This window comes from Pseudomonas sp. S12(2018) (genome assembly GCF_024355235.1).
Classification (GTDB): Bacteria; Pseudomonadota; Gammaproteobacteria; order Pseudomonadales; family Pseudomonadaceae; genus Aquipseudomonas; species Aquipseudomonas palmensis.
Window position 1 is genome coordinate 527,718 of sequence record NZ_QLAD01000001.1, and the last position, 25,875, is coordinate 553,592.

21 protein-coding genes are annotated in these 25,875 nt (G+C 65.7%); 9 read left to right on the forward strand and 12 right to left on the reverse strand.

The features are described 5' to 3' along the window. Nucleotides 1–131: 131 nt before the first annotated feature. The 4 genes from DN388_RS02520 to DN388_RS02535 all read left to right on the forward strand — a co-directional run bounded on the left by DN388_RS02520 (nt 132) and on the right by DN388_RS02535 (nt 7,347). Complete coding sequence (locus DN388_RS02520) at nt 132–1,283, forward strand: efflux RND transporter periplasmic adaptor subunit (RefSeq protein WP_054914799.1); 1,152 nt, start codon at nt 132–134, stop codon at nt 1,281–1,283. Nucleotides 1,284–1,286: 3 nt separating this feature from the next. After that, nucleotides 1,287–4,442, forward strand: coding sequence for a multidrug efflux RND transporter permease subunit TtgB (gene ttgB / locus DN388_RS02525; RefSeq protein ID WP_043860766.1), 3,156 nt, complete (start codon nt 1,287–1,289; stop codon nt 4,440–4,442). Continuing rightward, on the forward strand, nt 4,439–5,893 hold the full coding sequence (locus DN388_RS02530; protein WP_043860765.1) for an AdeC/AdeK/OprM family multidrug efflux complex outer membrane factor: 1,455 nt from the start codon (nt 4,439–4,441) through the stop codon (nt 5,891–5,893). The genes ttgB and DN388_RS02530 overlap by 4 nt, the downstream gene beginning before the upstream one ends. A gap of 200 nt (nt 5,894–6,093) precedes the next feature. After that, nucleotides 6,094–7,347: an OprD family porin gene (locus DN388_RS02535; protein ID WP_043860764.1), complete on the forward strand. Its 1,254-nt coding sequence runs from the start codon at nt 6,094–6,096 to the stop codon at nt 7,345–7,347. Nucleotides 7,348–7,449: 102 nt separating this feature from the next. Here the strand turns inward: DN388_RS02535 and DN388_RS02540 are convergent, their stop codons facing one another. Continuing rightward, complete coding sequence (locus DN388_RS02540; RefSeq protein ID WP_254996587.1) at nt 7,450–8,364, reverse strand: TauD/TfdA family dioxygenase; 915 nt, start codon at nt 8,362–8,364, stop codon at nt 7,450–7,452. A gap of 181 nt (nt 8,365–8,545) precedes the next feature. Between DN388_RS02540 and DN388_RS02545 the strand changes: the two genes are divergently transcribed. After that, nucleotides 8,546–9,472 (forward strand): LysR family transcriptional regulator, encoded by a 927-nt coding sequence (locus DN388_RS02545; protein WP_088515518.1) that lies wholly within the window; start codon nt 8,546–8,548, stop codon nt 9,470–9,472. Here DN388_RS02545 and DN388_RS02550 read toward each other — a convergent pair. Next, entirely contained in the window at nt 9,429–10,475 is a 1,047-nt protein-coding gene (locus tag DN388_RS02550; RefSeq protein WP_043860761.1) for an ABC transporter substrate-binding protein, read from the reverse strand. The genes DN388_RS02545 and DN388_RS02550 overlap by 44 nt on opposite strands. A 268-nt stretch (nt 10,476–10,743) precedes the next feature. Here DN388_RS02550 and DN388_RS02555 point away from each other — a divergent pair, with 268 nt between their 5' ends. From DN388_RS02555 to DN388_RS02565, 3 genes are read left to right on the forward strand one after another with little or no spacing between them, the layout of a single operon-like run. Beyond that, nucleotides 10,744–12,330, forward strand: a complete 1,587-nt coding sequence (locus tag DN388_RS02555) for an ABC transporter permease (RefSeq protein ID WP_210014877.1) — start codon at nt 10,744–10,746, stop codon at nt 12,328–12,330. Beyond that, complete coding sequence (locus DN388_RS02560) at nt 12,327–13,151, forward strand: ABC transporter ATP-binding protein (RefSeq protein WP_254996588.1); 825 nt, start codon at nt 12,327–12,329, stop codon at nt 13,149–13,151. The genes DN388_RS02555 and DN388_RS02560 overlap by 4 nt, the downstream gene beginning before the upstream one ends. Before the next feature lie 9 nt (nt 13,152–13,160). Further along, nucleotides 13,161–14,762 carry an arylsulfatase gene (locus DN388_RS02565; RefSeq protein ID WP_254996589.1) on the forward strand — a complete coding sequence of 534 codons (1,602 nt, stop codon included), beginning with the start codon at nt 13,161–13,163 and terminating at the stop codon, nt 14,760–14,762. Here DN388_RS02565 and DN388_RS02570 read toward each other — a convergent pair. Next, a complete protein-coding gene (locus DN388_RS02570; RefSeq protein WP_058540908.1) occupies nt 14,734–15,426 on the reverse strand; it encodes a Crp/Fnr family transcriptional regulator in 693 nt (230 codons plus the stop codon). The genes DN388_RS02565 and DN388_RS02570 overlap by 29 nt on opposite strands. An 89-nt stretch (nt 15,427–15,515) precedes the next feature. Here DN388_RS02570 and DN388_RS02575 point away from each other — a divergent pair, with 89 nt between their 5' ends. Then, nucleotides 15,516–16,040 (forward strand): DUF962 domain-containing protein, encoded by a 525-nt coding sequence (locus tag DN388_RS02575; protein WP_196932600.1) that lies wholly within the window; start codon nt 15,516–15,518, stop codon nt 16,038–16,040. 85 nt (nt 16,041–16,125) lie between these two features. On the opposite strand, the gene pcaC is transcribed toward DN388_RS02575, so the two are convergent. The 9 genes from pcaC to pcaR form a co-directional block, all read right to left on the reverse strand. Continuing rightward, entirely contained in the window at nt 16,126–16,518 is a 393-nt protein-coding gene (gene pcaC, locus DN388_RS02580; protein ID WP_043860755.1) for a 4-carboxymuconolactone decarboxylase, read from the reverse strand. A gap of 10 nt (nt 16,519–16,528) precedes the next feature. Beyond that, a complete protein-coding gene (gene pcaD / locus DN388_RS02585) occupies nt 16,529–17,320 on the reverse strand; it encodes a 3-oxoadipate enol-lactonase (RefSeq protein WP_054914805.1) in 792 nt (263 codons plus the stop codon). A gap of 11 nt (nt 17,321–17,331) precedes the next feature. After that, a complete protein-coding gene (locus tag DN388_RS02590; protein ID WP_254996590.1) occupies nt 17,332–18,696 on the reverse strand; it encodes a 3-carboxy-cis,cis-muconate cycloisomerase in 1,365 nt (454 codons plus the stop codon). 12 nt (nt 18,697–18,708) lie between these two features. Beyond that, nucleotides 18,709–19,998, reverse strand: coding sequence for an MFS family transporter (locus DN388_RS02595; RefSeq protein ID WP_054914806.1), 1,290 nt, complete (start codon nt 19,996–19,998; stop codon nt 18,709–18,711). 120 nt (nt 19,999–20,118) lie between these two features. Continuing rightward, a complete protein-coding gene (pcaF, locus tag DN388_RS02600) occupies nt 20,119–21,324 on the reverse strand; it encodes a 3-oxoadipyl-CoA thiolase (protein WP_173925075.1) in 1,206 nt (401 codons plus the stop codon). Further along, the gene (locus DN388_RS02605; RefSeq protein ID WP_254996591.1) at nt 21,321–22,100 is read right to left on the reverse strand and encodes a CoA-transferase subunit beta; all 780 of its coding nucleotides are present in this window, start codon (nt 22,098–22,100) and stop codon (nt 21,321–21,323) included. The genes pcaF and DN388_RS02605 overlap by 4 nt, the downstream gene beginning before the upstream one ends. After that, nucleotides 22,097–22,957, reverse strand: coding sequence for a CoA transferase subunit A (locus DN388_RS02610; RefSeq protein WP_254996592.1), 861 nt, complete (start codon nt 22,955–22,957; stop codon nt 22,097–22,099). Before DN388_RS02610 ends, DN388_RS02605 begins: the two co-directional genes overlap by 4 nt. Nucleotides 22,958–23,195: 238 nt before the next feature. Continuing rightward, nucleotides 23,196–24,542 carry an MFS transporter gene (locus DN388_RS02615; protein WP_043860748.1) on the reverse strand — a complete coding sequence of 449 codons (1,347 nt, stop codon included), beginning with the start codon at nt 24,540–24,542 and terminating at the stop codon, nt 23,196–23,198. 284 nt (nt 24,543–24,826) lie between these two features. Then, a complete protein-coding gene (gene pcaR, locus DN388_RS02620; protein ID WP_173925037.1) occupies nt 24,827–25,702 on the reverse strand; it encodes a pca regulon transcriptional regulator PcaR in 876 nt (291 codons plus the stop codon). Between the last annotated feature and the right edge of the window lie 173 nt (nt 25,703–25,875).

Genomic DNA, 25,875 nt, shown 5'->3' on the forward strand with positions numbered 1-25,875 from the left:
GGGTATTTACAAACAAGCATGAATGTAAGTATATTCCTTAGCATCCTACTTATCCACCCGGAATTAATTTTCCCTTCATCCCGTTTCCATTACTCTTGAGCGTCTTCAGCTCTTTCGACCCGAGGATCTTCATGCAATTCAAGCCAGCTGTTTCCGCTCTGGTTTCCGCCGTCGCCCTGGCAACACTGCTCAGCGGCTGTAAAAAGGAAGAAGCGGCGCCTGCGGCGCAAGCTCCTCAGGTCGGCGTCGTGACCCTTCAATCCCAGGCCTATACCCTGACTTCCGACCTGCCGGGGCGCACCATCGCCTACCGCGTGGCCGAAGTGCGTCCACAGGTCAACGGCATCATTCTCAAGCGTCTGTTCAAGGAAGGCAGCGAGGTCAAGGAAGGCCAGCAGCTGTACCAGATCGACCCGTCGGTGTACGAGGCGACCCTGGCCAGCGCCCAGGCCAACCTGCAATCGACCCGCTCGCTGTCGGACCGCTACAAGCAACTGGTGGCCGAGCAGGCCGTGAGCCGTCAGGAATACGACGACGCACAAGCCAAACGTTTGCAGGCTGAAGCCTCGCTGCGCAGCGCACAGATCGACCTGCGCTACACCAAGGTGCTGGCGCCACTGAGCGGCCGTATCGGACGCTCGATGTTCACCGAAGGTGCGCTGGTCAACAACGGCCAGGCCGATGCCATGGCGGTGATCCAGCAGCTGGACCCGATCTACGTCGACGTCACCCAGTCTTCGGCCGAGCTGCTCAAGCTGCGCCGCGAGCTCGAAAGCGGTCAACTGCAGAAGGCCGGCGCCAACGCCGCCAAGGTCTCGCTGAACCTGGAAGACGGCACCACCTACACCCACGAAGGCCGCCTGGAGTTCTCCGAAGTCTCGGTCGACCAGACCACCGGCTCGGTAACCCTGCGCGCCGTGTTCCCCAACCCCGAGCACAACCTGCTGCCAGGGATGTTCGTGCATGCACGCCTGGCCGCCGGCGTGAACGCCAACGCGATCCTCGCCCCGCAACAAGGCGTGACCCGTGACCTCAAGGGCCAGCCCACCGCGTTGATCGTGGACAAGGACAACAAGGTCGAACTGCGCCAGCTCAAGGCCAGCCGTACCGTTGGCAGCGACTGGCTGATCGAGGAAGGCCTGAAGCCGGGCGACCGCCTGATCACCGAAGGCCTGCAGTTCGTCAAGCCGGGCGTCGAGGTCAAGGTCAGCGAAGCCACCAACGTCAAGCCTGCCCAACCGTCCCAGGCCAATGCAGCGTCAGCAGGGGCCAAAGGGGAATAAACCATGTCGAGATTCTTTATCGATCGCCCCATCTTTGCCTGGGTAATCGCCCTGGTGATCATGCTGGTCGGGGCCTTGTCGATCGTCAAGTTGCCGATCAACCAGTACCCGAGCATCGCGCCGCCGGCCATCGCCATCGCCGTGACCTACCCGGGCGCCTCGGCGCAGACCGTGCAGGACACCGTGGTCCAGGTGATCGAGCAGCAGCTCAACGGTATCGACAACCTGCGTTATGTGCAGTCCGAGAGCAACTCGGACGGCAGCATGACCATTACCGCCACCTTCGAGCAGGGTACCAACCCTGACACCGCGCAGGTCCAGGTGCAGAACAAGCTGAACCTGGCCACCCCGCTGTTGCCGCAAGAAGTGCAGCAGCAGGGTATCCGCGTGACCAAGGCAGTGAAGAACTTCCTGCTGGTGATCGGCCTGGTGTCCGAAGACGGCAGCATGACCAAGGACGACCTGTCGAACTACATCGTCTCCAACATGCAGGACCCGATCTCGCGTACCGCCGGTGTGGGTGACTTCCAGGTGTTCGGTGCCCAATACGCCATGCGTATCTGGCTCGATCCGGCCAAGCTGAACAAGTTCCAGCTGACCCCGGTGGACGTCAAGACCGCCGTGGCCGCGCAGAACGTGCAGGTGTCCTCCGGTCAGCTGGGCGGCCTGCCTGCCCTGCCCGGCACGCAGCTCAACGCCACCATCATCGGCAAGACCCGCCTGCAGACCGCCGAGCAGTTCGAGAAGATCCTGCTCAAGGTCAACCGTGACGGTTCCCAGGTCCGCCTGGGCGATGTCGCCGACGTCAGCCTGGGGGGCGAGAACTACAGCGTCAGCGCACAGTTCAATGGCAAGCCGGCCTCCGGCCTTGCGATCAAGCTGGCAACCGGGGCCAACGCCCTGGACACCGCCAAGGCACTGCGCAACACCATCGCCGAGCTGGAGCCGTTCTTCCCGCCTGGCATGAAGGCGGTGTTCCCGTATGACACCACGCCTGTGGTCACCGAATCGATCAGTGGGGTGATCCACACCCTGATCGAGGCGATCGTGCTGGTGTTCCTGGTGATGTACCTGTTCCTGCAGAACTTCCGCGCCACCGTGATCACCACCATGACCGTACCGGTGGTATTGCTCGGCACCTTCGGCATCCTTGCCGCAGCAGGCTTCAGCATCAACACCCTGACCATGTTCGCCATGGTCCTGGCCATCGGCCTGCTGGTGGACGACGCCATCGTGGTGGTGGAAAACGTCGAGCGGGTGATGTCCGAAGAGGGGTTGTCACCCAAGGAGGCGACCAAGAAGTCCATGGGCCAGATCCAGGGTGCCCTGGTCGGTATCGCCCTGGTACTGTCGGCGGTACTGCTGCCGATGGCGTTCTTCGGCGGCTCCACGGGCGTGATCTACCGGCAGTTCTCGATCACCATCGTGTCGGCCATGGGCCTGTCGGTGCTGGTCGCGCTGATCTTCACCCCGGCGCTGTGCGCCACCATGCTCAAGCCGGTCAAGAAAGGCGAGCACCATACCGCCAAGCGTGGCTTCTTCGGCTGGTTCAACCGCAACTTCGACCGCAGCGTGCAGAGCTACGAGCGCGGCGTGGGCAACATCCTGCGTCACAAGGCCCCGTACTTCCTGGCCTACATCCTGATCGTGGTGGGCATGGTGTGGCTGTTCATGCGCATCCCTACCGCGTTCCTGCCCGAGGAAGACCAGGGCGTACTGTTCGCCCAGGTGCAGACCCCGGCCGGCTCCAGTGCCGAACGCACCCAGGCGGTGGTCGACGAAATGCGCGCCTACCTGCTGGACAAGGAGTCCGACACAGTGGCCTCGGTGTTCACCGTGAACGGCTTCAACTTCGCCGGCCGCGGCCAGAGCTCGGGCATGGCCTTCATCATGCTCAAGCCGTGGGGTGAACGTTCTGCCGAAAACAGCGTGTTCAACCTGGCAACCCGTGCCCAACAGCACTTCTTCAGCTTCCGCGACGCGATGGTGTTCGCCTTCGCCCCGCCGGCCGTACTGGAGTTGGGTAACGCCACCGGTTTCGACGTGTTCCTGCAGGACCGCGCCGGCGTCGGCCACGACAAGCTGATGGAAGCGCGCAACCAGTTCCTGGGCATGGCCGCGCAGAGCAAGATCCTCACCCAGGTACGTCCGAACGGCCTGAACGATGAGCCGCAATACCAGCTGACCATCGACGACGAACGCGCCAGTGCCCTGGGCGTGACCATCGCCGATATCAACAACACCCTGTCGATCGCCCTGGGTGCCAGCTATGTGAACGACTTCATCGACCGTGGTCGGGTCAAGAAGGTCTACCTGCAAGGCACTGCCGATTCGCGCATGAGCCCTGAAGACCTGCAGAAGTGGTACGTGCGCAACGCCGCCGGCGAGATGGTGCCGTTCTCTTCCTTCGCCAGCGGCGAGTGGAGCTACGGTGCACCCAAGCTGTCGCGTTACAACGGTGTCGAGGCAATGGAAGTACTCGGTGCGCCAGCCCCTGGCTACAGTACCGGTGAGGCCATGGCCGAGGTCGAGCGCCTGGCGGCGCAATTGCCAGCCGGTGTCGGCTTCGCCTGGACCGGCATGTCGTACGAAGAGAAGCTGTCGGGCTCGCAGATGCCGGCACTGTTCGCGCTGTCGCTGCTGATGGTGTTCCTGTGCCTGGCGGCACTGTACGAGAGCTGGTCGATCCCGATCGCGGTAGTGCTGGTGGTGCCGCTGGGTATCATCGGTGCACTGATGGCGGCCAGCATGCGCGGGCTGTCCAACGACGTGTACTTCCTGGTGGGGCTGCTGACCACCATCGGCCTGGCGGCGAAGAACGCGATCCTGATCGTCGAGTTCGCCAAGGAACTGCACGAGCAGGGCCGCAGCCTGGTCGATGCGGCGATCGAGGCGTGCCGCATGCGTCTGCGTCCGATCATCATGACCTCGCTGGCGTTCATCCTGGGCGTGGTGCCGCTGACCATCGCCACCGGCGCAGGCTCCGGCAGCCAGCACGCCATCGGTACCGGTGTGATCGGCGGCATGATCACCGCAACGGTACTGGCGATCTTCTGGGTACCACTGTTCTTCGTAAGCGTGTCGTCGCTGTTCGGTAGCAAGAAGCCCGAAGAAGAGGACGCCAAACCTGAAACCCCACGCTATGAGGCCGGGCAATGAGTAAGTCCCTGTTGTCCCTGGCAGTCACCGCCTTCATTCTCGGTGGCTGCTCGCTGATCCCTGATTACCAGACCCCCGAGTCGCCGGTGGCGGCCCAGTGGCCGCAAGGGCCGGCCTACTCGCCGACCCAGTCGGCCGACGTGGCTGCGGCCGAACAGGGCTGGCGCCAGTTCTTCCATGACCCGGCGCTGCAGCAACTGATCCAGACCTCGCTGGTCAACAACCGCGACCTGCGGGTCGCCGCGCTGAACATCGATGCCTACCGGGCGCAGTACCGCATCCAGCGGGCCGACCTGTTCCCGGCGGTCTCGGCCACCGGCAGCGGCAGCCGCCAGCGGGTGCCGGCCAACGTTTCGCAGACCGGCGAGTCGAGCATCAACAGCCAGTACTCGGCCACCCTGGGCGTGAGTGCCTACGAACTCGACCTGTTCGGTCGGGTGCGCAGCCTCAGCGAGCAGGCCCTGGAAACCTACCTGTCGAGTGAACAGGCGCGTCGTTCCACGCAGATCAGCCTGGTGGCCAGCGTGGCCAACGCCTACTTCACCTGGCAGGCCGACAAGGAGCTGCTGACGCTCACCGAAGACACGCTCAAGACCTACGAGCAGAGCTATGCCCTGACCCGTCGCAGCAGCGAAGTCGGCGTGGCCTCGGCTCTGGACCTGAGCCAGGCGCGTACCTCGGTCGAGGGCGCACGGGTCAAGCTGGCCCAGTACCAGCGCCTGGTGGCGCAGGACCTGAACAGCCTGGCCGTGCTGGTCGGCACCGGCGTGCCGGCGAACCTGCCCAACGGCATGAAACTCGACAGCGACCTGCTGGCCGACGTGCCGGCCGGCCTGCCGTCGGACGTGCTGCAGCGTCGTCCCGACATCCAGGAGGCCGAGCACCTGCTCAAGGCCGCCAACGCCAACATCGGCGCGGCGCGCGCAGCGTTCTTCCCGAGCATCAGCCTGACCGCCAACGCCGGGACCCTGAGCCCCGACATGGGCGGGCTGTTCAAGGGCGGCTCGGGCACCTGGCTGTTCCAGCCGCAGATCAACCTGCCGATCTTCAACGCCGGCAGCCTGCGTGCAAGCCTGGACTACTCGAAGATCCAGAAGGACATCAACGTCGCCAAGTACGAAAAGACCATCCAGACTGCCTTCCAGGAAGTCTCCGATGGGCTGGCGGCGCGTCAGACCTTCAACGAGCAGTTGCAGGCCCAGCGTGATCTGGTCGAAGCCAACCAGGACTACTACCGCCTCGCCGAGCGTCGCTACCGTATCGGTATCGACAGCAACCTGACGTTCCTGGATGCCCAGCGCAACCTGTTCAGTGCCCAACAGGCCCTGATCAGCGACCGGCTGTCGCAGCTGGTCAGCGAGGTCAACCTGTACAAGGCCCTCGGTGGCGGCTGGTACGAGCGCACCGGTGATGCCCGCCAGCAAGCGTCGATCGAGTCGCCCAAGGGTTGATTCGATAGCGTGGCGACACAACAGCCCACCCTTCGCGGTGGGCTTTTTTGTGCCTGCAAGCCTGCCCCTACCAAAAGTAACCAGACAGTTAGTGTTCGGTTATCGCCCAATTCCGCCTGTAACGAATTGATTCCCTCCTGCCTGCCACAGCACCATCCATCCGCCATCGCCCCAACATAAAAACAAGAGACGCCCTAACGATGAACACTTTCCAGCCCGCACGTCACCTGTTCCCCGGCCTGCTTGCCATAAGCTGCGCCCTGCCCGCCCTGGCCGACGAAGGGGGCTTTGTCGAAGACGCCAAGGTTGGCCTCAACCTGCGCAACTTCTACATCAACCGCAACTTCGTCGACCCGGCCAACCCCCAGGGCAAGGGCGAGGAATGGACCCAGAGTTTCATCCTCGACGCCAAGTCCGGCTTCACCCAGGGCACCGTCGGCTTCGGCGTCGACGTGCTGGGCCTGTACTCGGTCAAGCTCGACGGCGGCAAGGGTACCGCCGGCACGCACCTGTTGCCGGTACACGATGACGGCCGCCCGGCCGATGACTTCGGACGCCTGGGCGTGGCGCTCAAGGCCAAGGTCTCGAAGACCGAGCTGAAGGTCGGCGAATGGATGCCGGTACTGCCGATCCTGCGTTCGGACGACGGCCGCTCGCTGCCGCAGACCTTTCGCGGCGGCCAGCTGACCTCCCAGGAAATCGACGGCCTGACCCTGTATGCCGGGCAATTTCGCGGCAACAGCCCGCGCAACGACGCGAGCATGGACGACATGTCCATGAACGGCCGCGCCGGTATCACCTCCGACCGCTTCAACTTTGCCGGTGGCGAGTACACCTTCAACGACAAGCGCACTCTGGTCGGGGTGTGGAACGCCCAGCTCAAGGACATCTACAACCAGCAATACATCAACCTGGTGCACAGCCAGCCGCTGGGCGACTGGACCCTGGGCGCCAACCTGGGCTACTTCATCGGCAAGGAAGACGGCGCCGAGCGTGCCGGCAAGCTCGACAACCGCACCGCCTCGGCGCTGCTTTCGGCACGCTATGGCAGCAACACCTTCTACGTGGGGCTGCAGAAAGTCAGCGGCGACGACCTGTGGATGCGGGTCAACGGCACCAGTGGCGGCACCCTGGCCAACGACAGCTACAACGCCAGCTTCGACAATGCCAAGGAGCGCTCCTGGCAGCTGCGTCACGACTTCAACTTCGCCGGGCTTGGCGTGCCGGGGCTGACCCTGATGAACCGCTACATCAAGGGCGACAACGTGCACACCGCCGTGGTCAGCAACGGCAAGGAATGGGCGCGGGAATCGGAGCTGGCGTACGTGATCCAGTCCGGCAGCCTGAAGAACCTGTCGTTCAAATGGCGCAACTCGACCATGCGCCGCGACTTCAGCACCAATGCATTCGACGAGAACCGCCTGATCGTCAGCTACCCGATCAGCTTTCTCTGACCTTCGGGCCTGCGTTGCAGCCCATCGCGGGTCAAGCCCGCTCCCACAAGGATCACCGAACTCCTGTGGGAGCGGGCTTGACCCGCAATGAGGCCAGCCCCATCAGCCCACATCCTGCCCCTTGATGGTGCGGCTACGCTGCCCCTGCACCCCCACCGGCACATCCCCCTGCAGCGTCACCCGGCGCACCACGCGCCCCTGGGTACCGTAGTCATCCACCGCATAATGCTGGGTCGCGCGGTTGTCCCAGATCGCCACGTCCCCGGCCTGCCAGCGCCAGCGCACGGTGTTCTCCAGGCGCGTCACATGGCTCTGCAGCAGGTTGAACAGGTGATCCGAATCGGCCTTCGAATAGCCCTTGATGCGCTTCACGAAATGCCCCAGCAGCAGGTGCTTCTCACCGCTCACCGGGTGCACTCGCACCACCGGATGCTCGGTCTCGTACACCGTCGAAGTGAACACCTTGCGGTAGTTCTCCAACTGCTCGAGGCTCACGTTCGGCTTGGTCGCGGCATAGTCGTACTCGTTGCTGTGCACCGCCCACAACTGCTCGGCCAGCGCCTGCAAGGCCGGTGACAGGTCGGCGTACGCGCTGGCGGTATTGGCCCACACCGTATCGCCCCCCGACGCCGGCGCCACCACCGAACGCAGGATCGACGCCTTGGGGTACGCTTCGACGAAGGTCACGTCGGTGTGCCAGGAGTTGGCCCGACGCCCTTGCCCGCCATCGAGTTCCAGCAGGTAGCGGGTGCCGTCGCGCACCGGCACAGTCGGGTGCGCGATGGGCTCGCCCAGCAGGTGCGCGAAGGCTTCCTGGGACTGGTCGTCCAGCTGCGTCTGGCCCCTGAAGAAGATCACCTTGTGCTGCACCAGCGCGGCCTGGATCGCCTCCACCACCGCCGGGGCCAGGTCGGCGCCCAGTGTCACCCCACGAATTTCGGCACCGATGCGCCCGGCCACCGGATGAATCTCCAGCGCATGGCTGACAGGTGCTGCGGCAAATGCGGCGTTGCTCATGGTTCGTCCCTCATCGGTTGCGTCACGGTAAGTGCCGATGAAACTCTGGCGCTATCTATATGCAAATAAGATCTAACAGATATGCAAGTGCTTCATTGACGGAATAAGAGCTTGCATTTAAAACCCAGACTCCCGGGGCGGCAAATACCTTCGCCCTATTTTTGGAATGCCGGAAAAGCATATGGATCTTCGCCAACTGCGCTACTTCATCGCCCTCACCGAACACCGCAGTTTCGTGCGCGCCGCCGACGCCATGGGCATCACCCAGCCCGCCTTCAGCCGCAGTATCCAGGGCCTGGAGCAGGAGTTCGGCTGTGTGCTGGTGGACCGCGCCAACAAGGATCTGCGCCCCACGCCCGAAGGCCAGGTGGTGCTGCAGCACGCCCTGCGCCTGGTGCAGGGCGCGGCGCAGCTGAGCAGCGAGGTGCAGCAGATGACCAAGCTCGATGCCGGCGAGCTGCGCTTTGGCTGCGGCCCCGCACCGGCGGTGAACCTGGTGCCGCAGGCGGTGGCGCAGTTCATCAACGCCCACCCCAAGGTGCGCACGCATTTCGAGGTTTCAAACTGGGAAACGCTCAGCCGGGCGCTGAGCCGCGAAGAGATCGAGTTCTTCGTCGCCGACATCCGCCACTTCGAAGCCGACCCCAACTTCCAGACCCTGGCCCTGACCCCGCGCCGCGGCCTGTTCTTCTGCCGCCCCGGGCACCCGCTGCTGGCCAAGGACAGCCTGTCGACCAACGACATGTTCGACTACCCGCTGGCCTGTTCGCTGATTCCGCCGGGGGTGCGCAAGCTGCTGGCCAACCTCAGCGGCAAGACCGACTTTTCGCCGCAGATCCAGAGCGAGCACCAACCCACCCTGCTCAAGATCGTGCTCGGCACCAATGCCATCGGCATTGGCAGCGAAGAGGCCTACGGCGCGGCGGTGCAGGCCGGCGAACTGGTGCGCCTGCACTGGCGCAACCTGCCGGCCAACCTCGACAGCTTCAATGCCCGCTGCGGCATCGTCAGCCGCAGCGGCTACCGCCTGTCCCCTGCGGCGCGGGCGATGATCGAGACCCTGATCAACCTTGACCGCCAGCCTGCGCCACAGGCGCTGGTCGGGTAGCCTGCGGCGCCAGCCACTGGTCGACCTTGAACGGTTTGCGAATCAGGCGTTGCTGCGCGGCGAGGTCCACCGAGGCTTGCAGGCGGGCGAGAAAGTCCGGGTCCAGGGTCGAGTCGAACACCGCGCTCAGGCGCTCCTGGCTGAGGTCACGCTGCAGGATCGCCGGCGGGTAGCTGGCACGCTCCGACACCAGCTGGATGTAGGCGTCCTTGTTGGCATCGTCGGTCAGCCATTGCACCGCCGGCTGCTGCGCGGCGACGAACTTCTCGACCACTGCCGGGTACGCATCGACGAAGGCACCGGCGGCCACCAGCACCGCCTGCACATTGCCCGCCCCGCCCAGATCGCGGGTATTGAGCGGCAGTTCGGCCAGGCCGCGATCGGCCAGCGCACTGATGCCGGTGGAGCCCCAGGTGGCGTCGATCTGCCTGGCCGCCAGGGCGGCGATGGCCGCGCTGAAATCCAGGTTGATGACCTTGAGGTCCTTCTCGCTCAGGCCCTGGCTGGCCAGCGCGGCATCGAACGAAAGCTGCGTGGCGGTGCCACGGAACACGGCCACGCGCTTGCCCTTGAGGTCCTGCAGGGTCTTGATGCCGCTGCCCGGCACCACCCCAAGGTAGTGTTTGACCCCGCGCGCGGTGGCGGCCACCAGGCGGGTGTCGACGCCATTGGCCTTGCCGATGATCGCCGCCAGGTCGCCCAGGTAGGCGAAGTCCACCTGGCCATTGGCGAACGCCTCGTTGATGACCGGCCCCGCACCCTTGAAGTAGTTCCACTGGATGCTGATGCCGTCGGCGGCGAAGGCTTTCTCCAGCAACTGTTGCTGTTGCAGCACGTCGGTGATGCCACCGCCCGAATGCTGGGTGCCGGCACTCAGGTCGGGCACCGCGATGCGGATCTGCTTGAGCTCGGCGCCCTGCGCCAGTGTCGGCATCCAGCCGATCACGGCGGCCAGTGCGGGGGTGGCGAACAGGCTGAAAACACGATTGATCGACAGGTTCATGGCACACAGCTCCTTGTAATGGTGCGGCCACGCTACCCATAGCGAATGCCAATCTTTAAATACTATTAAATTACATTTTAATAACCAGATTACATATAAGGCCTGTCAGGCCCGGCCCTGCGGGGTATGCATTGCACACAACCAAAATATGCTTCGAATGCATTGGCTGCGCGGCGAGTCAGCGGCTTTAAATGCAGTTCTTATCGCTCAATCGAATGTAATTTCTTCTGCATATACCCATAAGAAATATACAAATAGCGAGGCCTGCATGACCCGTACCGCCCTTTCCTCACTGGCCCCCGCCCCTGGCCTGCCGCGTCTGCGCAGCCTGCCCTGGCAGCGCCTGCAAGCCTGGTATCTGCCCCTGCTGCTGGCGGCGGTGTGGTGGCTGGCCAGCCGCAACCACTGGATGAGCGAGCAGATACTGCCACCGCCTGCGCTGGTATGGGACAGCGCCGTGGAACTGGGTCGCGGCGAGGTGTGGGCGCACCTGGCCATCAGCCTGCAACGCCTGCTGCTGGGGCTGGTGGCCGGGGTCGGGGCCGGTGCGGTGCTCGGCGCCTGGCTAGGCTTCAGCCAGCGCGCCGAACGCCTGGTACTGCCGACTTTCAACGCCCTGGCGCAGATCCCCACGCTGGCCTGGGTGCCGCTGTTCATGGTGCTGTTCGGCATCGGCGAAGTGCTCAAGCTGGTGGTGCTGGTCAAGGCGGTGATCGTGCCGGTGACCCTGCACACCCTGGTGGGCGTGCGCGATGCCCAACCGCGCCTGCGCGAAGCGGCGGCGGTACTGCGCCTGCCCACGCACCTGCTGGTTCGCCGGCTGATCCTGCCCGCTGCGTTGCCGGCGTTTCTGGCCGGTGTGCGCCTGGCCCTGGCGGCCGGCTGGACCTCGCTGCTGGCGGTCGAGCTGTTGGCCTCCAGCGAAGGCCTGGGCTACCTGATGGTGTGGGCACGGCAACTGTTCATGCTCGACATCGTGTTCGTGTGCATCGCCGTGATCGGCGTGCTCGGGCTGCTGATGGACCGCGGCCTGGGCTGGCTCGACCGGCGCCTGCTGCACTGGCCGCATCCGGCCACCGCACAACTGCGGGTGCGCCCGCTGCGTGGCTGGCAGCGCCTGCATGCCCTGGGCCTGCCGCTGGCGCTGCTGGTGCTGTGGCAACTGGCAAGCCAGTACGGTTGGGTCGATGCGAACATTCTGGTGGCGCCGCTGGAGGTGGTGCACAGCACCTGGGCCGGCGTGCTCGACGGCACCTTGAGCGGCGCGCTGGCCGTCAGCGTCGGGCGAGCGCTGGGCGGCCTGCTGCTGGGCGGCAGCCTGGGCTTTGCCTTCGGCCTGTTGCTGGGCCTGTCGCGCCGCGCCGAGCGCCTGCTGGGCCCGAGCCTGGCCGGGCTGCGCCAGATCGCGATCTTCGCCTGGGTACCGCTGCTGACCGCCTGGTTCGGCCTGGGCGAACTGGCCAAATGGGTATTCGTCGGCCTGGCGGCATTCTTCCCGCTGTTCATCGCCACCCAGCGCGCGGTTGCCAGCCTGCCTGCGCAGCTCGACGAAGCCGCCCGCGTGCTGCGCCTGAGCGGTGCCCAGCGCCTGCGCAGGCTGGTGCTGCCGGGCGCCGCACCGGGCATCTTCGCCGGGTTGCGGGTCGGCCTGATCTACGCCTGGCTGGGCACCATCGGCGCCGAGTACTTCATGCCGTCCGGCGGCGGCATCGGCAGCCTGATGATCGGCGCCCAGCAACTGCTGCGCATGGACCTGATCATGGCCGGCATGCTGCTGGTCGGCCTCACCGGCGCCCTGCTCGGCGCCGTCGGACAACACATCGAACTGCGCGCCACGCGCTGGAGACGGGCATGAACGCACTCACTCACCCACGGGTCAGCTTCAACCAGGTCGGCAAGCGCTTCAGCGTGGCCGACGGCGAACTGGAAGCGATCCGCGATTTCAACCTGCAGATCACCGACGGCGAATTCGTCGCCATCGTCGGCGCCAGCGGCTGCGGCAAGTCCACCCTGCTGCGCCTGCTGGTGGGCCTGGACGCCGAGTACCAGGGGCAGATCCTGATCGACGGCCAGCCGGTGCACGGCATCGGCAGCGAGCGCGGCATCGTGTTCCAGGAGCACCGCCTGTTCCCCTGGCTGACGGTGGCCGAGAACATCGACCTGGGCCTGGTCAACGAGGGCCTGGAGCGCACCCGGCGCGCCCGGCGGGTGGCCGACTTCATCAGCCTGGTGGGCCTCGAAGACTTTGCCCAGGCCTACCCGCACCAGCTCTCGGGCGGCATGGCCCAGCGCGTGGCGATTGCCCGCGGGCTGGTGGCCAGCCCGCGCATCCTGCTGCTGGACGAACCCTTCGGCGCCCTCGACGCCCTTACCCGCCAGCAGATGCAGGACGAACTGCTGGCCATTCGCGAACGGGCGCGCATCACCACCCTGCTGGTAACCCACGATGTCGAGGAAGCGATATTCCTGGCCGACCGCGTGGTGGTGCTCGAACCGCGCCCGGGGCGGATCAAGCGCATCGTCGAGGTCGACCTGCCGCACCCGCGCCAGCGCGCCAGCCTGGCGTTCCACCGCCTGCGCGAAACCCTGCTGCACGAACTGACCCACGATAAGCGCTACCTGCCGCCCGCCGTGGAGCAGATCCGCGACCTGCCCCTGACCTACCTTGCCTGCTGAGTGCCGACCATGAGCCAACGCCCCAACTTCCTGATCATCGTTGCCGACGACCTGGGCTTTTCCGACCTGGGTGCCTTCGGCGGCGAAATTGCCACGCCGCACCTGGATGCCCTGGCCACTGCCGGCCTGCGCCTGACCGACTTCCATACCGCGCCCACCTGCTCGCCGACCCGCTCGATGCTGCTGACCGGTACCGACCACCACATCGCCGGCATCGGCACCATGGCCGAGGCGCTGACCCCGGAGCTGATCGGCAAGCCGGGCTACGAGGGTTACCTCAATGACCGCGTGGTGGCGCTGCCCGAGCTGCTGCGCGAGGCCGGCTACCAGACGCTGATGAGCGGCAAGTGGCACCTGGGCCTGAAGGCCGAGCTGGCGCCACATGCGCGTGGCTTCGAACGTTCGTTCGCGCTGCTGCCGGGCGCGGCCAACCACTATGGCTTCGAACCCACCTACGACGAACACACCCCCGGCCTGCTCAAGTCGACCCCGGCGCTGTACATCGAGGACGACACCTTCGTCGAAGCGCTACCCGAAGGCTTCTATTCCTCCGACGCCTTTGGCGACAAGTTGCTGCAGTACCTCAAGGAGCGCGACCAGAGCCGGCCGTTCTTCGCCTACCTGCCGTTCTCCGCGCCGCACTGGCCGTTGCAGGCGCCGGCCGAGGTGGTGGCGCGCTACAAGGGGCGCTACGACGCCGGGCCCGAGGTGCTGCGCCAGGAGCGCCTGGAAAAACTGCGCGCCCTGGGCCTGATCGGCGCCGAGGTGCAGGCGCACCCGGTGGATGAACAATGGCAGGCGCTGAGCGACGAACAGCGCCAGCGCTCGGCACGCGCCATGGAGGTGTACGCGGCGATGGTCGAGCGCATGGACTGGAACATCGGCCGGGTGCTCGGCTACCTGCGCAACCAGGGCCTGCTGGACAACACCCTGGTGCTGTTCATGTCCGACAACGGTGCCGAGGGCGCGCTGCTCGAAGCCTTCCCCAAGTTCGGCCCGCACCTGGCCAGCTACCTGGACCAGCACTACGACAACAGCCTGGACAACATCGGCCGCGCCAACTCCTACGTGTGGTACGGCCCGCACTGGGCCCAGGCGGCCACCGCACCGTCGCGGCTGTTCAAGGCCTTCACCACCGAGGGCGGCATTCGCGTACCGGCCCTGCTGCACTACCCGGCACTGGCGCGCCAGGGGCAGATCAGCCATCAGTTCAGCACCGTGATGGACATCACCCCGACCCTGCTGGACCTGGCCGGCATCCGCCACCCGGGCAAACGCTGGCGCGGGCGTGACGTGGCGCCGCTGCGCGGCAAGTCGTGGCTGGGCTACCTGTCGGGCGAGACCGAGCAGGTACACGACGAGCACACCGTCACCGGCTGGGAGCTGTTCGGGCGCCGGGCGATTCGCCAGGGGCACTGGAAGGCGGTGTACATTCCGGGCCCGGTGGGGCCGGCCACCTGGCAGCTGTACGACCTGAGCATCGACCCCGGCGAGGTCCACGACCTGGCGCAGGCGCAGCCGGCAAAGCTGCAGGCCCTGCTCAGCGAATGGCAGAAGTACGTCGAGGAAACCGGGGTGATCCTCAGCCAGTCGCCGTTCCAGCCGGATTAGCCATCAGTGCCAGGCGCGCGGGGTCGAGAATCTCGATCTCGCCGTAGCTCAGGCGCAGCACGCCATCCTGCTCCAGCGCCTTGAGAATCTGGTTGGTGGTCTGGCGCGACAGCGCGAGCATCAGGGCCAGTTGCTCCTGGGACAATTGCAACACCCTCCTGGCCCCCTCCACTTCGCCGTAACCGGCGGCGATCTGCAGCAGCCGGTAGGCCACCCGCGGCGCGGCACTCATCAGGCTCTGCTGCTCCAGCGCGACAAAGGCCAGGCGCAGCTTGTGGCTCATCAGCAAGGCGAATTCACGCCAGTAACGCGGTTGCGCATCCAGCAATTTCACCAGCGCGCCCTGGGGCACCCGCAGCAGGTGGGTGGCACCTTCGGCATAGGCGTCGTGGGTACGTGGCTGGTCGTCGAACAGGCAGATCTCGCCGAACCAGTGCGGGGCCTCGATCAGGGTCAGCACCGCCTCCTTGCCCTGGGCGCTGACCGCACCGATGCGGATGGCGCCATCGAGCACCGCGTACAGTCCGCAAGGCGGGTCGCCGCGCTGGAACAGGCAGGCGCCGGCCTCCAGGCTCACGGGCCGGGCCAGGTGCAGCAGGCTATCCTGCAGGGTAGCGGGCAACTGTTTGAACCAGTGACCCTGGCGCAAGGTTGAAGCGTTCATCGGGGGCCTCGTGGTGACACTGTCGGCTAGCCGACAGACGACGGTGCCTGCGCAGGGCAAGCTCGGGCAATCCTACAGGAGGAACAACAATGAAAAGCCTCGTCGAGCACCTGAGTCAATACGCGGCCTACCACCGCGACCCACGCAACATCGCCACGCACTTCGTGGGTATCCCGCTGATCGTGGTGGCAGTCACGGTGCTGCTGTCGCGTCCGGGCATGGCATTGGGCGGGGTGTGGCTGTCGCCTGCATTGCTGGTGGCGCTGTGGTCGGCGTGGTTCTACCTGCGCCTGGACACCCGCTTCGGGTTGCTGATGAGCGTGTTGCTGGGCTTGTGCCTGTGGGCCGGGCAGGTACTGGCGGTTCAGAGCACGCTGGTGTGGCTGGGTGCGGGGCTGGGGCTGTTCGTGGTGGGCTGGGTGATCCAGTTCGTCGGCCACTATTACGAGGGGCGCAAGCCGGCGTTTGTGGACGACATCAGCGGGCTGATCGTGGGGCCGTTGTTCGTGGTGGCGGAGATGGCGTTCGTGCTGGGGTTGCGCGGGGAGTTGAAGCGGTCGATCGAGGCGAATGCGGGGCCGGTGGGTAGTCGCTCGAAAAAGGCGGCAATCTGAAGGCCCATTCGCCGGCAAGGCCGGCTCCTACAACGGCACGCACACACTGTAGGAGCCAGCCTTGCTGGCGAAGAGGCCCTGAAGATCAGGCGCGGGATTCGACGCCCAGTTCATCCCACACCGACTCCGCCAGGTGGAACGTGGCATTGGCCGCCGGGATCCCGCAATAGATCGCGCTCTGCATCAGCACTTCCTTGATCTCTTCGCGGGTCACGCCATTGTTCGCCGCCGCCCGCAAGTGCAGCTTCAGCTCTTCATTGCGGTTCATGCCGATCAGCATCGCGATGGTGATCAGGCTGCGGGTATGGCGTGGCAACCCCGGCCGCGTCCAGATATCGCCCCACGCGTGCCGGGTGATCATTTCCTGGAACTCGCCGTTGAACTCGGTGAGGTTGCTCAGGCTGCGGTCCACATGGGCATCGCCCAGTACCGCACGCCGCACCTGCATGCCGGCCTCGTAACGTTCTTTTTCGTCCACAACCTACTCCTCAGCGGGCCAGCAGAAAATCGATCACGCGGCGGCTGAACGGCGCGCCGACTTCAACGTTGGACAGGTGCGCCGCCTGGAACTCGGCATACTCGGCACCCACCACATGCTCCTGGATGAAGCGCCCGCCAGCCGGCGGCGTGACCGCATCGGCACTGCCGGAAATCACCAGCAGCGGCACCTTGATCTCACCCAGCTGGTCCCGGAAGTCCGCATCGCGCACCGCGCCGCAGTTGGCCGCATAGCCATCGGGCGAAGTGCCCGCCAGCATGTCGGTGATGCGCTTGGCCTGGTCCGGGTTGGCCTGCGCATAGGCCTTGGTGAACCAGCGCTCGATGGAGGCGTCGCGCAGCCCCACCATCGCCGCCTCGCGGTCGCGCAGCACCATGTCGATGCGCGGGTTCCATACCTCGTCGTTGCCGATCTTGGCTGCGGTGTTGCACACGATCAGGCGGTTCAGGCGCTCGCCGGCATGGATGCCCAGCCACTGCCCGATCAGCCCGCCCATGGACAGGCCGCAGAAATGCGCCCGCTCGATCTTCAGCGCGTCCAGCAGTGCCAGCACGTCACGCCCCAGTTGCTCGATGCTGTACGGCCCCTCGGTCACCAGCGACTGGCCATGCCCGCGGGTGTCGTAGCGCAGTACCCGAAAATGCGCGGCAAATGCTGGCAGTTGCGGGTCCCACATGGTGTGGTCGGTGCCCAGCGAGTTGGACAGCACCAGCACCGGTGCGCCCTCGGGCCCGTCGAGCCGGTAGTTCAGTACGCCATCAGCGAGTTGTACGCTAGCCACAACGGCCTCCTTCAACGCTTGAATTGTTGGTGTTCAGCCACCGCCCGCGCCACCCACACGCGGGCCTGGCCCAGGTAATGAGCAGGGTCGAGCAGGCGGTCGAGTTCGTCCGCCGACAGCTCGGCAGTCACCTGCGGATCGTCGCCCAGCACGTCGCGCAGTTGACGCTGTTCGGCCACCGCACGCTTGCAGCAGGCTTCCAGCAGGTGGTGTGCGGTGTCCCGGCCCAGTCGCTGGGCCAGCACGATGCTGACCGCCTCGGCCAGCACCAGGCCCTGGGTCAGGTCGAGGTTGCGGCGCATGCGCGCAGCATCCACTTCCAGGCCCTCGGCAATCACCTGGGCCTGGCGCAGGGCGCCGGACACCAGGCAGCAGATCTCGGGCAGGGTTTCCCATTCGGCATGCCACAGGCCCATGCTGCGCTCGTGCTCCTGGGGCATTGCCGCGAACAGCGTGGACACCAGCCCCGGTACACGGGTAGCGGCGCCGATCAGCACCGCCGCGCCCACCGGGTTGCGCTTGTGCGGCATGGTCGACGAGCCGCCCTTGCCCGGCGCAGCAGGCTCGAACACCTCCGCCGCCTCGGTCTGCATCAGCAGGCTCACATCGCGTCCCAGCTTGCCCAGGCTGCCGGCGATCATGCCCAGCACCGAGGCGAACTCCACCAGGCGGTCACGCTGGGTATGCCAGGGCTGCTCGGGCAGGCTCAGCCTGAGCTGCCCGGCCAGCGCCTCGGCCACCGGCAATGCCTTGTTGCCCAGTGCCGCCAGGGTGCCGGAGGCGCCGCCGAACTGCAGGCTCAGCAGGCGCGGCTTGAGCTCCTGCAGGCGCTGACGGTGACGGGTGAGTGCACCGAGCCAGCCGGCGACCTTCATGCCCAGGGTCACGGGCGTTGCATGTTGCAGCCAGGTGCGCCCGGCCAGCGGCGTGTCGGCATGCTGCAGCGCCTGGTGCGCCAGGCTGTCGGCCAGGCGCGCCAGGTCGGCTTCGATCAGGCCCAGGGCATCGCGCAATTGCAGCACCAGCCCGGTGTCCATCGCATCCTGGCTGGTAGCGCCCAGGTGCACGAAGCGCTCGGCTTCGGGCACGCCGCTGGCAATCACCTTGCCCAGCGCCTTGACCAGCGGGATGGCCGAGTTGCCGGCCACCGCGATGGCCTCGGCCAGGGCCGCGAAGTCATAGCGCTCGGCCTGGCAGGCCGCTTCGATCGGTGCCACCGCCACCTGCGGGATCAGCCCCACCGCCGCCTCGGCGCGGGCCAACGCGGCTTCGAAATCGAGCATGCCCTGCACCCGGCCACGGTCGGAAAACACGGCGCGCATGGCCGGCGCGGTGAAGTAGGCATCGAACAGCTGATTGCCCGGACGTTGGTTCATCGGTGGTCCTTCTCAATGATCGTGGTGCAGGTACGCCGCCTGCTTGGGCAGGCGCAGGCTGAACAGGAAGGCAATCGCCATCATCACCGTAACGTACCAGTAAAAGGCGTTTTCCATGTTCAGCGACTTGAGCCCCAGTGCCACATATTCGGCCGAGCCGCCGAAGATCGCGTTGGCCACCGCGTAGGCCAGGCCCACGCCCAGCGCACGTACCTGCGGCGGGAACATCTCGGCTTTGACCAGCCCGCTGATCGAGGTGTAGAAGCTCACGATGGCCAGCGCCAGGGTGATCAGCACAAAGGCCAGGAACGGGCTGGTGACGGTTTTCAGGGTAAGCAGGATCGGCACCGTGCACAGGGTGCCCAGGGCGCCGAACCAGAGCATCGAGGTGCGCCGGCCGATGCGGTCCGAGAGCATGCCGAACAGCGGCTGCATGCACATGTACAGGAACAGTGCACCGGTCATGATGAAGCTGGCGGTCTTGGCGCTCATGCCCGCAGTGTTCACCAGGTACTTCTGCATGTAGGTGGTAAAGGTGTAGAAGATCAGCGAGCCGCCGGCGGTGTAGCCAAGCACGGTGATGAACGCCGCCTTGTGGTTGCGGAACAGGCCGCCGAGGCTGCCGGCGTCCTTGTCGTTGCGGGTTTCGGCGCTGCTGGTCTCTTCCAGCGAGCGACGCAGGAACAGCGAGATCACCGCCGCGATGGCACCCACCACGAACGGGATGCGCCAGCCCCAGGCGCGCAGCTCATCTTCGGTGAGCAGTTGCTGCAGGATCACCACCACCAGCACCGCCAGCAGTTGCCCGCCGATCAGGGTCACGTACTGGAACGAAGCAAAGAAGCCGCGTTGGCCGCGCAGGGCCACCTCGCTCATGTAGGTGGCGGTGGTGCCGTATTCGCCGCCCACCGACAGGCCCTGGAACAGCCGCGCCAGCAACAGCAGCGCCGGTGCCCAGGCACCGATGCTGGCGTAGGTCGGCAGGCAGGCGATCACCAGCGAGCCGGCGCACATCATCAGCACCGAGATCATCATCGAATTCTTGCGCCCGTGGCGGTCGGCCACACGGCCGAACAGCCAGCCGCCGATGGGCCGCATCAGGAACCCGGCGGCGAACACGCCGGCGGTGTTGAGCAGCTGCACCGTCGGGTCGTCGGAGGGGAAGAAAGCCGGGGCAAAGTAGATCGCGCAGAAGGCATAGACGTAGAAGTCGAACCATTCCACGAGGTTGCCCGAGGAGGCACCGACGATGGCGAAAATGCGTTTGCTGCGTTCTTCGCCGGTGTAATGGATTGAAGTCATGGCAATTCACTCTGGGAGGATGTCTGAAGTCTAGACACACTCGGTAACACTCACGTTCCACAGAACAATCACCCCGCTGCCCCGACCTTGCGTGGAGGTCGCAGCAGCGAGGTCATTGATTTACACGCGCTCGATGGCCAGGGCCAGGCCCTGCCCGACACCCACGCACATGGTCGCCAGGCCTTTGCGCCCGCCGGATTTCTCCAGCTGGTGCAGCGCTGTCAGCACCAGGCGTGCGCCGCTCATGCCCAACGGGTGACCCAGGGCAATGGCGCCGCCGTTGGGGTTGACCTGCGGCGCGTCGTCGGCAATGCCGAGTTCGCGCAGCACGGCCAGGCCTTGGCTGGCGAAAGCTTCGTTGAGCTCGATCACGTCGAAATCGGTGACCGCCACGCCCAGGCGCTCGATCAGCTTGCGCACCGCCGGCACCGGGCCGATGCCCATTACCCGGGGGGCAACGCCGGCACTGGCCATGCCGAGCACGCGCGCGCGCGGGGTCAGGCCATGCTTTTGCACCGCCTCGGCCGATGCCAGTATCAGCGCCGCGGCGCCGTCGTTGACGCCCGAGGCGTTGCCGGCGGTGACCGTCTTGTCCGCGCCGTTGACCGGCTTGAGCCTGGCCAGGGCTTCGAGGGTGGTATCGGCGCGCGGGTGTTCGTCGTGCTCGACCACGGTCTCGCCCTTCTTGTGCGCGATGCGCACCGGCACGATCTCTTCGGCGAAGTAGCCGGCGGCCTGGGCCTTGGCGGTGCGCTGCTGGCTGCGCAGGGCGAAGGCATCCTGGTCGGCGCGCGATACCTGATAGTCGTCGGCCACGTTGTCGGCGGTCTGCGGCATCGCGTCCACGCCGTACTGGGCCTTCATCAGCGGGTTGATGAAGCGCCAGCCGATGGTGGTGTCTTCCAGCTTCATGTTGCGCGAGTAGGCGCTTTCGGCCTTGCCCATCACGAACGGTGCACGGGACATCGACTCGACGCCGCCGGCAATCGCCAGCTCCATCTCGCCGCTGGCAATGGCGCGAAACGCCGTGCCGATGGCGTCCATGCCCGAGGCGCACAGGCGGTTGAGGGTCACACCCGGCACGCTGTCGGGCAGCCCGGCCAGCAGCAGGGCCATGCGCGCTACGTTGCGGTTGTCTTCACCGGCCTGGTTGGCGCAGCCGAAGAACACTTCGTCGAGCTGGTCCCATTGCACGGTGGGGTTGCGCTCGATCAGGGCCTTGAGCGGTACCGCCGCCAGGTCGTCGGCGCGCACGCCGGCCAGGGCGCCGCCGAAGCGGCCGATGGGGGTGCGAATCGCGTCGCAGATGAATACGTCACGCATCAGGCTTCTCCCGGCACTTGGCCGTGGGCGGCCGCCGTGCGCGCTTCGAGGTCGCGCAGCGCAGTCAGCTCGACTTCGCTCGGCGCCACGGTGGTTTCGACGCTGTCGGCAAAGCGGATCGCCCAGCCGGTGGCGGCGACGATCTGCTCGCGGGTCACACCCGGGTGAATCGAGGTGACCACGAATTCGTTGCTGCCGGCTTCAGGTTCCATGATGCACAGGTCGGTGATGATGCCCACCGGGCCGGCACCGGGCAGGCCCAGGCGTTTGCGCGAGTCGCCGCCTTCGCCGTGGCCGACCGAGGTGATGAAGTCGAGCTTGTCGACGAAGGCGCGCGAGGACTGCTTGAGGATGATCAGCACGGTCTTGGCGGAGCCGGCGATTTCCGGTGCGCCACCGGCACCCGGCAGGCGTACCTTGGGCTGGTGGTAGTCGCCGACCACGGTGGTGTTGATGTTGCCGAAACGGTCGACCTGGGCCGCGCCCAGAAAGCCCACGTCGATGCGCCCGCCCTGCAGCCAGTAGCGGAAGATCTCGCCGGTGGGCACCACGGTATCGGCGGTTTCGGCCAGCTCGCCGTCACCGATGGACAGCGGCAGTACCGTCGGCTTGGCGCCGATAGGGCCCGATTCGTAGATCAATACCACGTCGGGCGAAGAGGTCAGGCGTGCCAGGTTGGCGGCCTTGGACGGCAGGCCGATGCCGACGAAGCACACAGCGCCGTTGCGCAGGCGGCGGGCAGCGGCAACGGTCATCATTTCATTGGTGGAGTAGCTCATTGTGCAGCCTCCGAAGCGCTGGCCAGTTTTGCCTTGAAGGCAGGGAAGTCGGCGGTGCCGCGAATGTATTCGTCGATCCAGGCGGTGAAGGTCTCACGGCTGCGGGCAATCGGGTCCCAGGCCTGGTAGAAGCGGTTGTCACGCTCGGAGTAGCCGTGCGCGTAGGACGGGTGCGCCCCGCCCGGTACCAGGCACACGGCCGACAGTGCCCAGGTGGGCAACACGCAGGCATTCATTGGCGCGTTGAAGTCGTCGACGATCTCTTCCACGGTGACGATGCAGCGCTTGGCGGCCAGGGCGGCCTCCTTCTGCACACCCAGGATGCCCCACAGCAGCACGTTGCCCTTGCGGTCGGCCTTCTGCGCGTGGATCACGGTGACGTCCGGGCGAACCGACGGCACGGCGGCCAGCACCTCACCGGTGAACGGGCAGGTCACGCTCTTGATCAGCGGGTTGACCTTGGGCAGGTCGGAGCCGGCGTAGGCGCGCAGCACCGCGAACGGCAGGCCCGAGGCACCGGCAACGTAGGCGTTGGCGAGGTCGGCGTGGCTGTGTTCTTCGATTTCCATGGCGTGCGGCCACTGCTTCTCGACCGCGTCACGCAGGCGGTGCAGCGACCCGACACCCGGGTTGCCGCCCCACGAGAAGATCAGCTTGCGGGCGCAGCCGGCGCCGATCAGCTGGTCGTAGATCAGGTCGGGGGTCATGCGCACCAGGGTCAGATCCTTCTTGCCCTGACGAATGATTTCGTGCCCGGCGGCGGTCGGGATCAAATGCGTGAAGCCTTCAAGGGCGACGCTGTCGCCGTCGTTGACGAACTGCTTCACGGCGTCGTGGAGCGAGAGGATTTCAGCCATTGCAGACTCCTGGAGAGCGGTTTCAGAGGTGCCTCTGGGCGGCACCGGCATGAGCTCAGATTAAGGCGGCGCATTGGGCCGTACAATCCGATAATCGCCATAGCGTTCGATTATCGAACGTATTGTTGTTGTGCTAAGGATCCACAAACCATCGCGGGTCAAGCCCGCTCCCACAGGTACGGTGGAGATCCATGTGGGAGCGGGCTTGACCCGCGATAGGGGCGCTACTGCCAGCCGGTCAGGTCGCGTCAGCGTGGCTCACCACACCCTTGATCACCACCGCCACCGTCGCGATCGCGGCCGGGATCACCAGGGCCGTCAGCACCTGTTCGAAGTTCCAGCCCAGGCCCAGCAACGTGGCGCCCATCCAGGCCCCGAGAATCGCGCCAAACCGGCCGATGCCCAGCATCCACGACACGCCGGTGGCGCGGCCCTGGGTGGGGTAGAAGCGCGCCGCCAGCGACGGCATCGCCGACTGCGCCCCGTTCACGCACATGCCGGCAATCAGCACCAGGGTCGCCAGCAGCGTGATGTTGCCCAGGCTCTGGCCCACCGCGTAGGCGAACACCCCGGCCAGCAGGTAGAAGGTGCCGATCACCTTGTGCGGGTTGTAGCGGTCCATCGCCCAGCCTACCGCCACCGCGCTGAGCACGCCGCCGAACTGGAACAGCGCACCGATGAACGCCGCCTGCTCCATGCTCGCGCCGCTGTCACGCATCAGCGTGGGCAGCCAGCTGGTCAGCAGGTAGACGATCACCAGGCCCATGAAATAGGTCAGCCACAACAGCAGCGTGCCGACGCTGTAGGTGCCCGAGAAGATCACCGCGAACACGTTGCGCGCCTTGACCGTCTTCTGTTCCGGCACGCTGAAGCTGGCAGCCTGGTTGACGATGCCCGGCTCGATCGGCGCCAATGTGCGGCGTACCCGGTCGGTGCCCTTGTTGCGCACCACCAGGTAACGCGCCGACTCCGGCAGCCACACCATCAGTACCACCACCAGCAGCAGCGGCAGGATGCCGCCGATCAGCAGCAGGCTGTGCCAGCCGAACATCGGGATCAGCTTGGCGGAAATGAACCCGCCACCGGCCATGCCCAGGTTGAAGCCGCAGAACATGCTGGTGACCAGCAACGACTTGTGCCGCTCGGGGGTGTATTCGGACAGCAGCGTGGTGGCGTTCGGCATGCCGGCGCCCAGGCCCAGGCCGGTCAGAAAGCGCAGCACCAGCAACTGGTCGACGTTGGTGGCATAGGCCGAGGCCAGGCTGAACGCGCCGAACAGCAACACCGCGCCCACCAGCACCACCTTGCGCCCGAAACGGTCGGCCAGCGGCCCCGAGCCCAGCGCACCGAACACCATGCCGATCAGCGCGGCGCTCATCACCGGGCCCAGGCTGGCGCGGTCGATGCCCCAGTCCTGGGACAGTGCCGGGGCAATGAAGCCCATTGCGGCGGTGTCCAGGCCGTCGAGGAACACGATCAGAAAGCACAGGATGACCACCCGCCATTGGTAACGCGACAACGGCTGGGCATTGATGAACGACTGCACATCCAGGCAGTTTCCAACAGCAGCTTGGGGACTATTCATTGTTTTTATCCAGAAGATGCGCGCGAGTGTGCGGGTGCGCGCGTGAACGGCACAGACGGTCGGGTACGGGTCTTTTGGAAAGGGTCAGCTACCGTGCAGCCGGCAGGCGGGCAGGTACTGGCTGAAGCAGGACAGGGTGCAGGTCATGGGGTGTTCTCTCGCTCATTATTATTGGAGGCCGTCAGGGGCCACTTGATGCGAGGGACATTAATAAGGCGCGCGACGCGGCGCAATTCGATAAACGCAAGACTGTGCGTTTATCGAACAGGAACCGCTCGGCGCATTCAACTGAACAGCTGGGTACTCAGGTCGCGGCTGGCCGCCACCATGATCGGCAGAAACTTCTGCTCCAGCTCGCTGCGACTCACCCGCCCGGCGTGGGTACTGATGTTCAGCGCCGCCAGCACCTGGCCGGAGGCGTCGTACACCGGCACCGCGATCGAACGCAGGCCCTGCTCCAGCTCCTGGTCGACCACGCACCAGCCCTGCTCGCGCACCTGCTGGAGGATTTCCAGCAAGGCTGCCGGGTCGTGCACGGTACGGCTGGTCTTGGCCTGCAGGTCGGCGTGCTCCAGGTATTCGTGCAGGGTGGCGTCGTCCAGCGCCGCCAGCAGGATGCGCCCCATCGAGGTGCAATAGGCCGGCAGGCGCCCGCCCACCGACAGGTCCACCGAAATAAGGCGCTGCACCGTCGCCGAGCGGGCGATGTAGAGAATGTCGTCACCTTCGAGGGTGGCCATGTTGCAGGCCTCGTGCAACTGGTCGCTCATGCGGTCCAGGTACGGCTGCGCCGATACCGCCAATGGCGTCGAGGACAGGTAGGCATGACCCAGGGTCAGCACCTTGGGCAGCAATGAATAGGTGCGCCCGTCGGTGGTGGCATAGCCGAGCTTGATCAGCGTGTGCAGGCAACGGCGAACCGCCGCCCGCGGGATCTCGGTGCGGTGGCTGATCTGGGCGATGGTCAGGTGCCGCTTGCGCTCCTGGAACGCCTGCACCACCGCCAGGCCTCGCGCCAGCGACGTCATGAAATCCGGGTCGCCGGTGAACGCCTGGATGCGCTTGGCCGGCGAGGCCACGATGGGCGGCGCCAACGAAGCGAAAGAGCTGCGCACGTTGTCGTTCAGGCCTGGGCCCTTGCCCCCTGTTTCTTCACTCATGACTCACCTCGGCAAACTTCACTTGGGCGATTATCGAACCATCGGCCGATAATCGCAATTGACCGATGCCTACAATTACTTATACCTTTCGCCTGCCACATGTGGCTTCTTGGAGAGACTGGTCAGGTACCCACCGTAGAAGTCCCAGGCACGGCCTTGCCCACCAGCAAGGC

Bases quoted from the DNA above. Each gene is read 5' to 3' on its own strand.
- DN388_RS02610 (WP_254996592.1), bottom strand. From the start codon at position 22,957: ATGGCTGAAATCCTCTCGCTCCACGACGCCGTGAAGCAGTTCGTCAAC.
- DN388_RS02545 (WP_088515518.1), top strand. From the start codon at position 8,546: ATGGATCTTCGCCAACTGCGCTACTTCATCGCCCTCACCGAACACCGC.
- DN388_RS02575 (WP_196932600.1), top strand. From the start codon at position 15,516: ATGAAAAGCCTCGTCGAGCACCTGAGTCAATACGCGGCCTACCACCGC.
- DN388_RS02590 (WP_254996590.1), bottom strand. From the start codon at position 18,696: ATGAACCAACGTCCGGGCAATCAGCTGTTCGATGCCTACTTCACCGCG.
- DN388_RS02560 (WP_254996588.1), top strand. From the start codon at position 12,327: ATGAACGCACTCACTCACCCACGGGTCAGCTTCAACCAGGTCGGCAAG.
- DN388_RS02615 (WP_043860748.1), bottom strand. From the start codon at position 24,542: ATGAATAGTCCCCAAGCTGCTGTTGGAAACTGCCTGGATGTGCAGTCG.
- DN388_RS02555 (WP_210014877.1), top strand. From the start codon at position 10,744: ATGACCCGTACCGCCCTTTCCTCACTGGCCCCCGCCCCTGGCCTGCCG.
- DN388_RS02540 (WP_254996587.1), bottom strand. From the start codon at position 8,364: ATGAGCAACGCCGCATTTGCCGCAGCACCTGTCAGCCATGCGCTGGAG.
- DN388_RS02605 (WP_254996591.1), bottom strand. From the start codon at position 22,100: ATGAGCTACTCCACCAATGAAATGATGACCGTTGCCGCTGCCCGCCGC.
- pcaR (WP_173925037.1), bottom strand. From the start codon at position 25,702: ATGAGTGAAGAAACAGGGGGCAAGGGCCCAGGCCTGAACGACAACGTG.
- DN388_RS02550 (WP_043860761.1), bottom strand. From the start codon at position 10,475: ATGAACCTGTCGATCAATCGTGTTTTCAGCCTGTTCGCCACCCCCGCA.
- DN388_RS02565 (WP_254996589.1), top strand. From the start codon at position 13,161: ATGAGCCAACGCCCCAACTTCCTGATCATCGTTGCCGACGACCTGGGC.
- ttgB (WP_043860766.1), top strand. From the start codon at position 1,287: ATGTCGAGATTCTTTATCGATCGCCCCATCTTTGCCTGGGTAATCGCC.
- DN388_RS02520 (WP_054914799.1), top strand. From the start codon at position 132: ATGCAATTCAAGCCAGCTGTTTCCGCTCTGGTTTCCGCCGTCGCCCTG.
- DN388_RS02535 (WP_043860764.1), top strand. From the start codon at position 6,094: ATGAACACTTTCCAGCCCGCACGTCACCTGTTCCCCGGCCTGCTTGCC.
- DN388_RS02530 (WP_043860765.1), top strand. From the start codon at position 4,439: ATGAGTAAGTCCCTGTTGTCCCTGGCAGTCACCGCCTTCATTCTCGGT.
- DN388_RS02570 (WP_058540908.1), bottom strand. From the start codon at position 15,426: ATGAACGCTTCAACCTTGCGCCAGGGTCACTGGTTCAAACAGTTGCCC.
- DN388_RS02595 (WP_054914806.1), bottom strand. From the start codon at position 19,998: ATGACTTCAATCCATTACACCGGCGAAGAACGCAGCAAACGCATTTTC.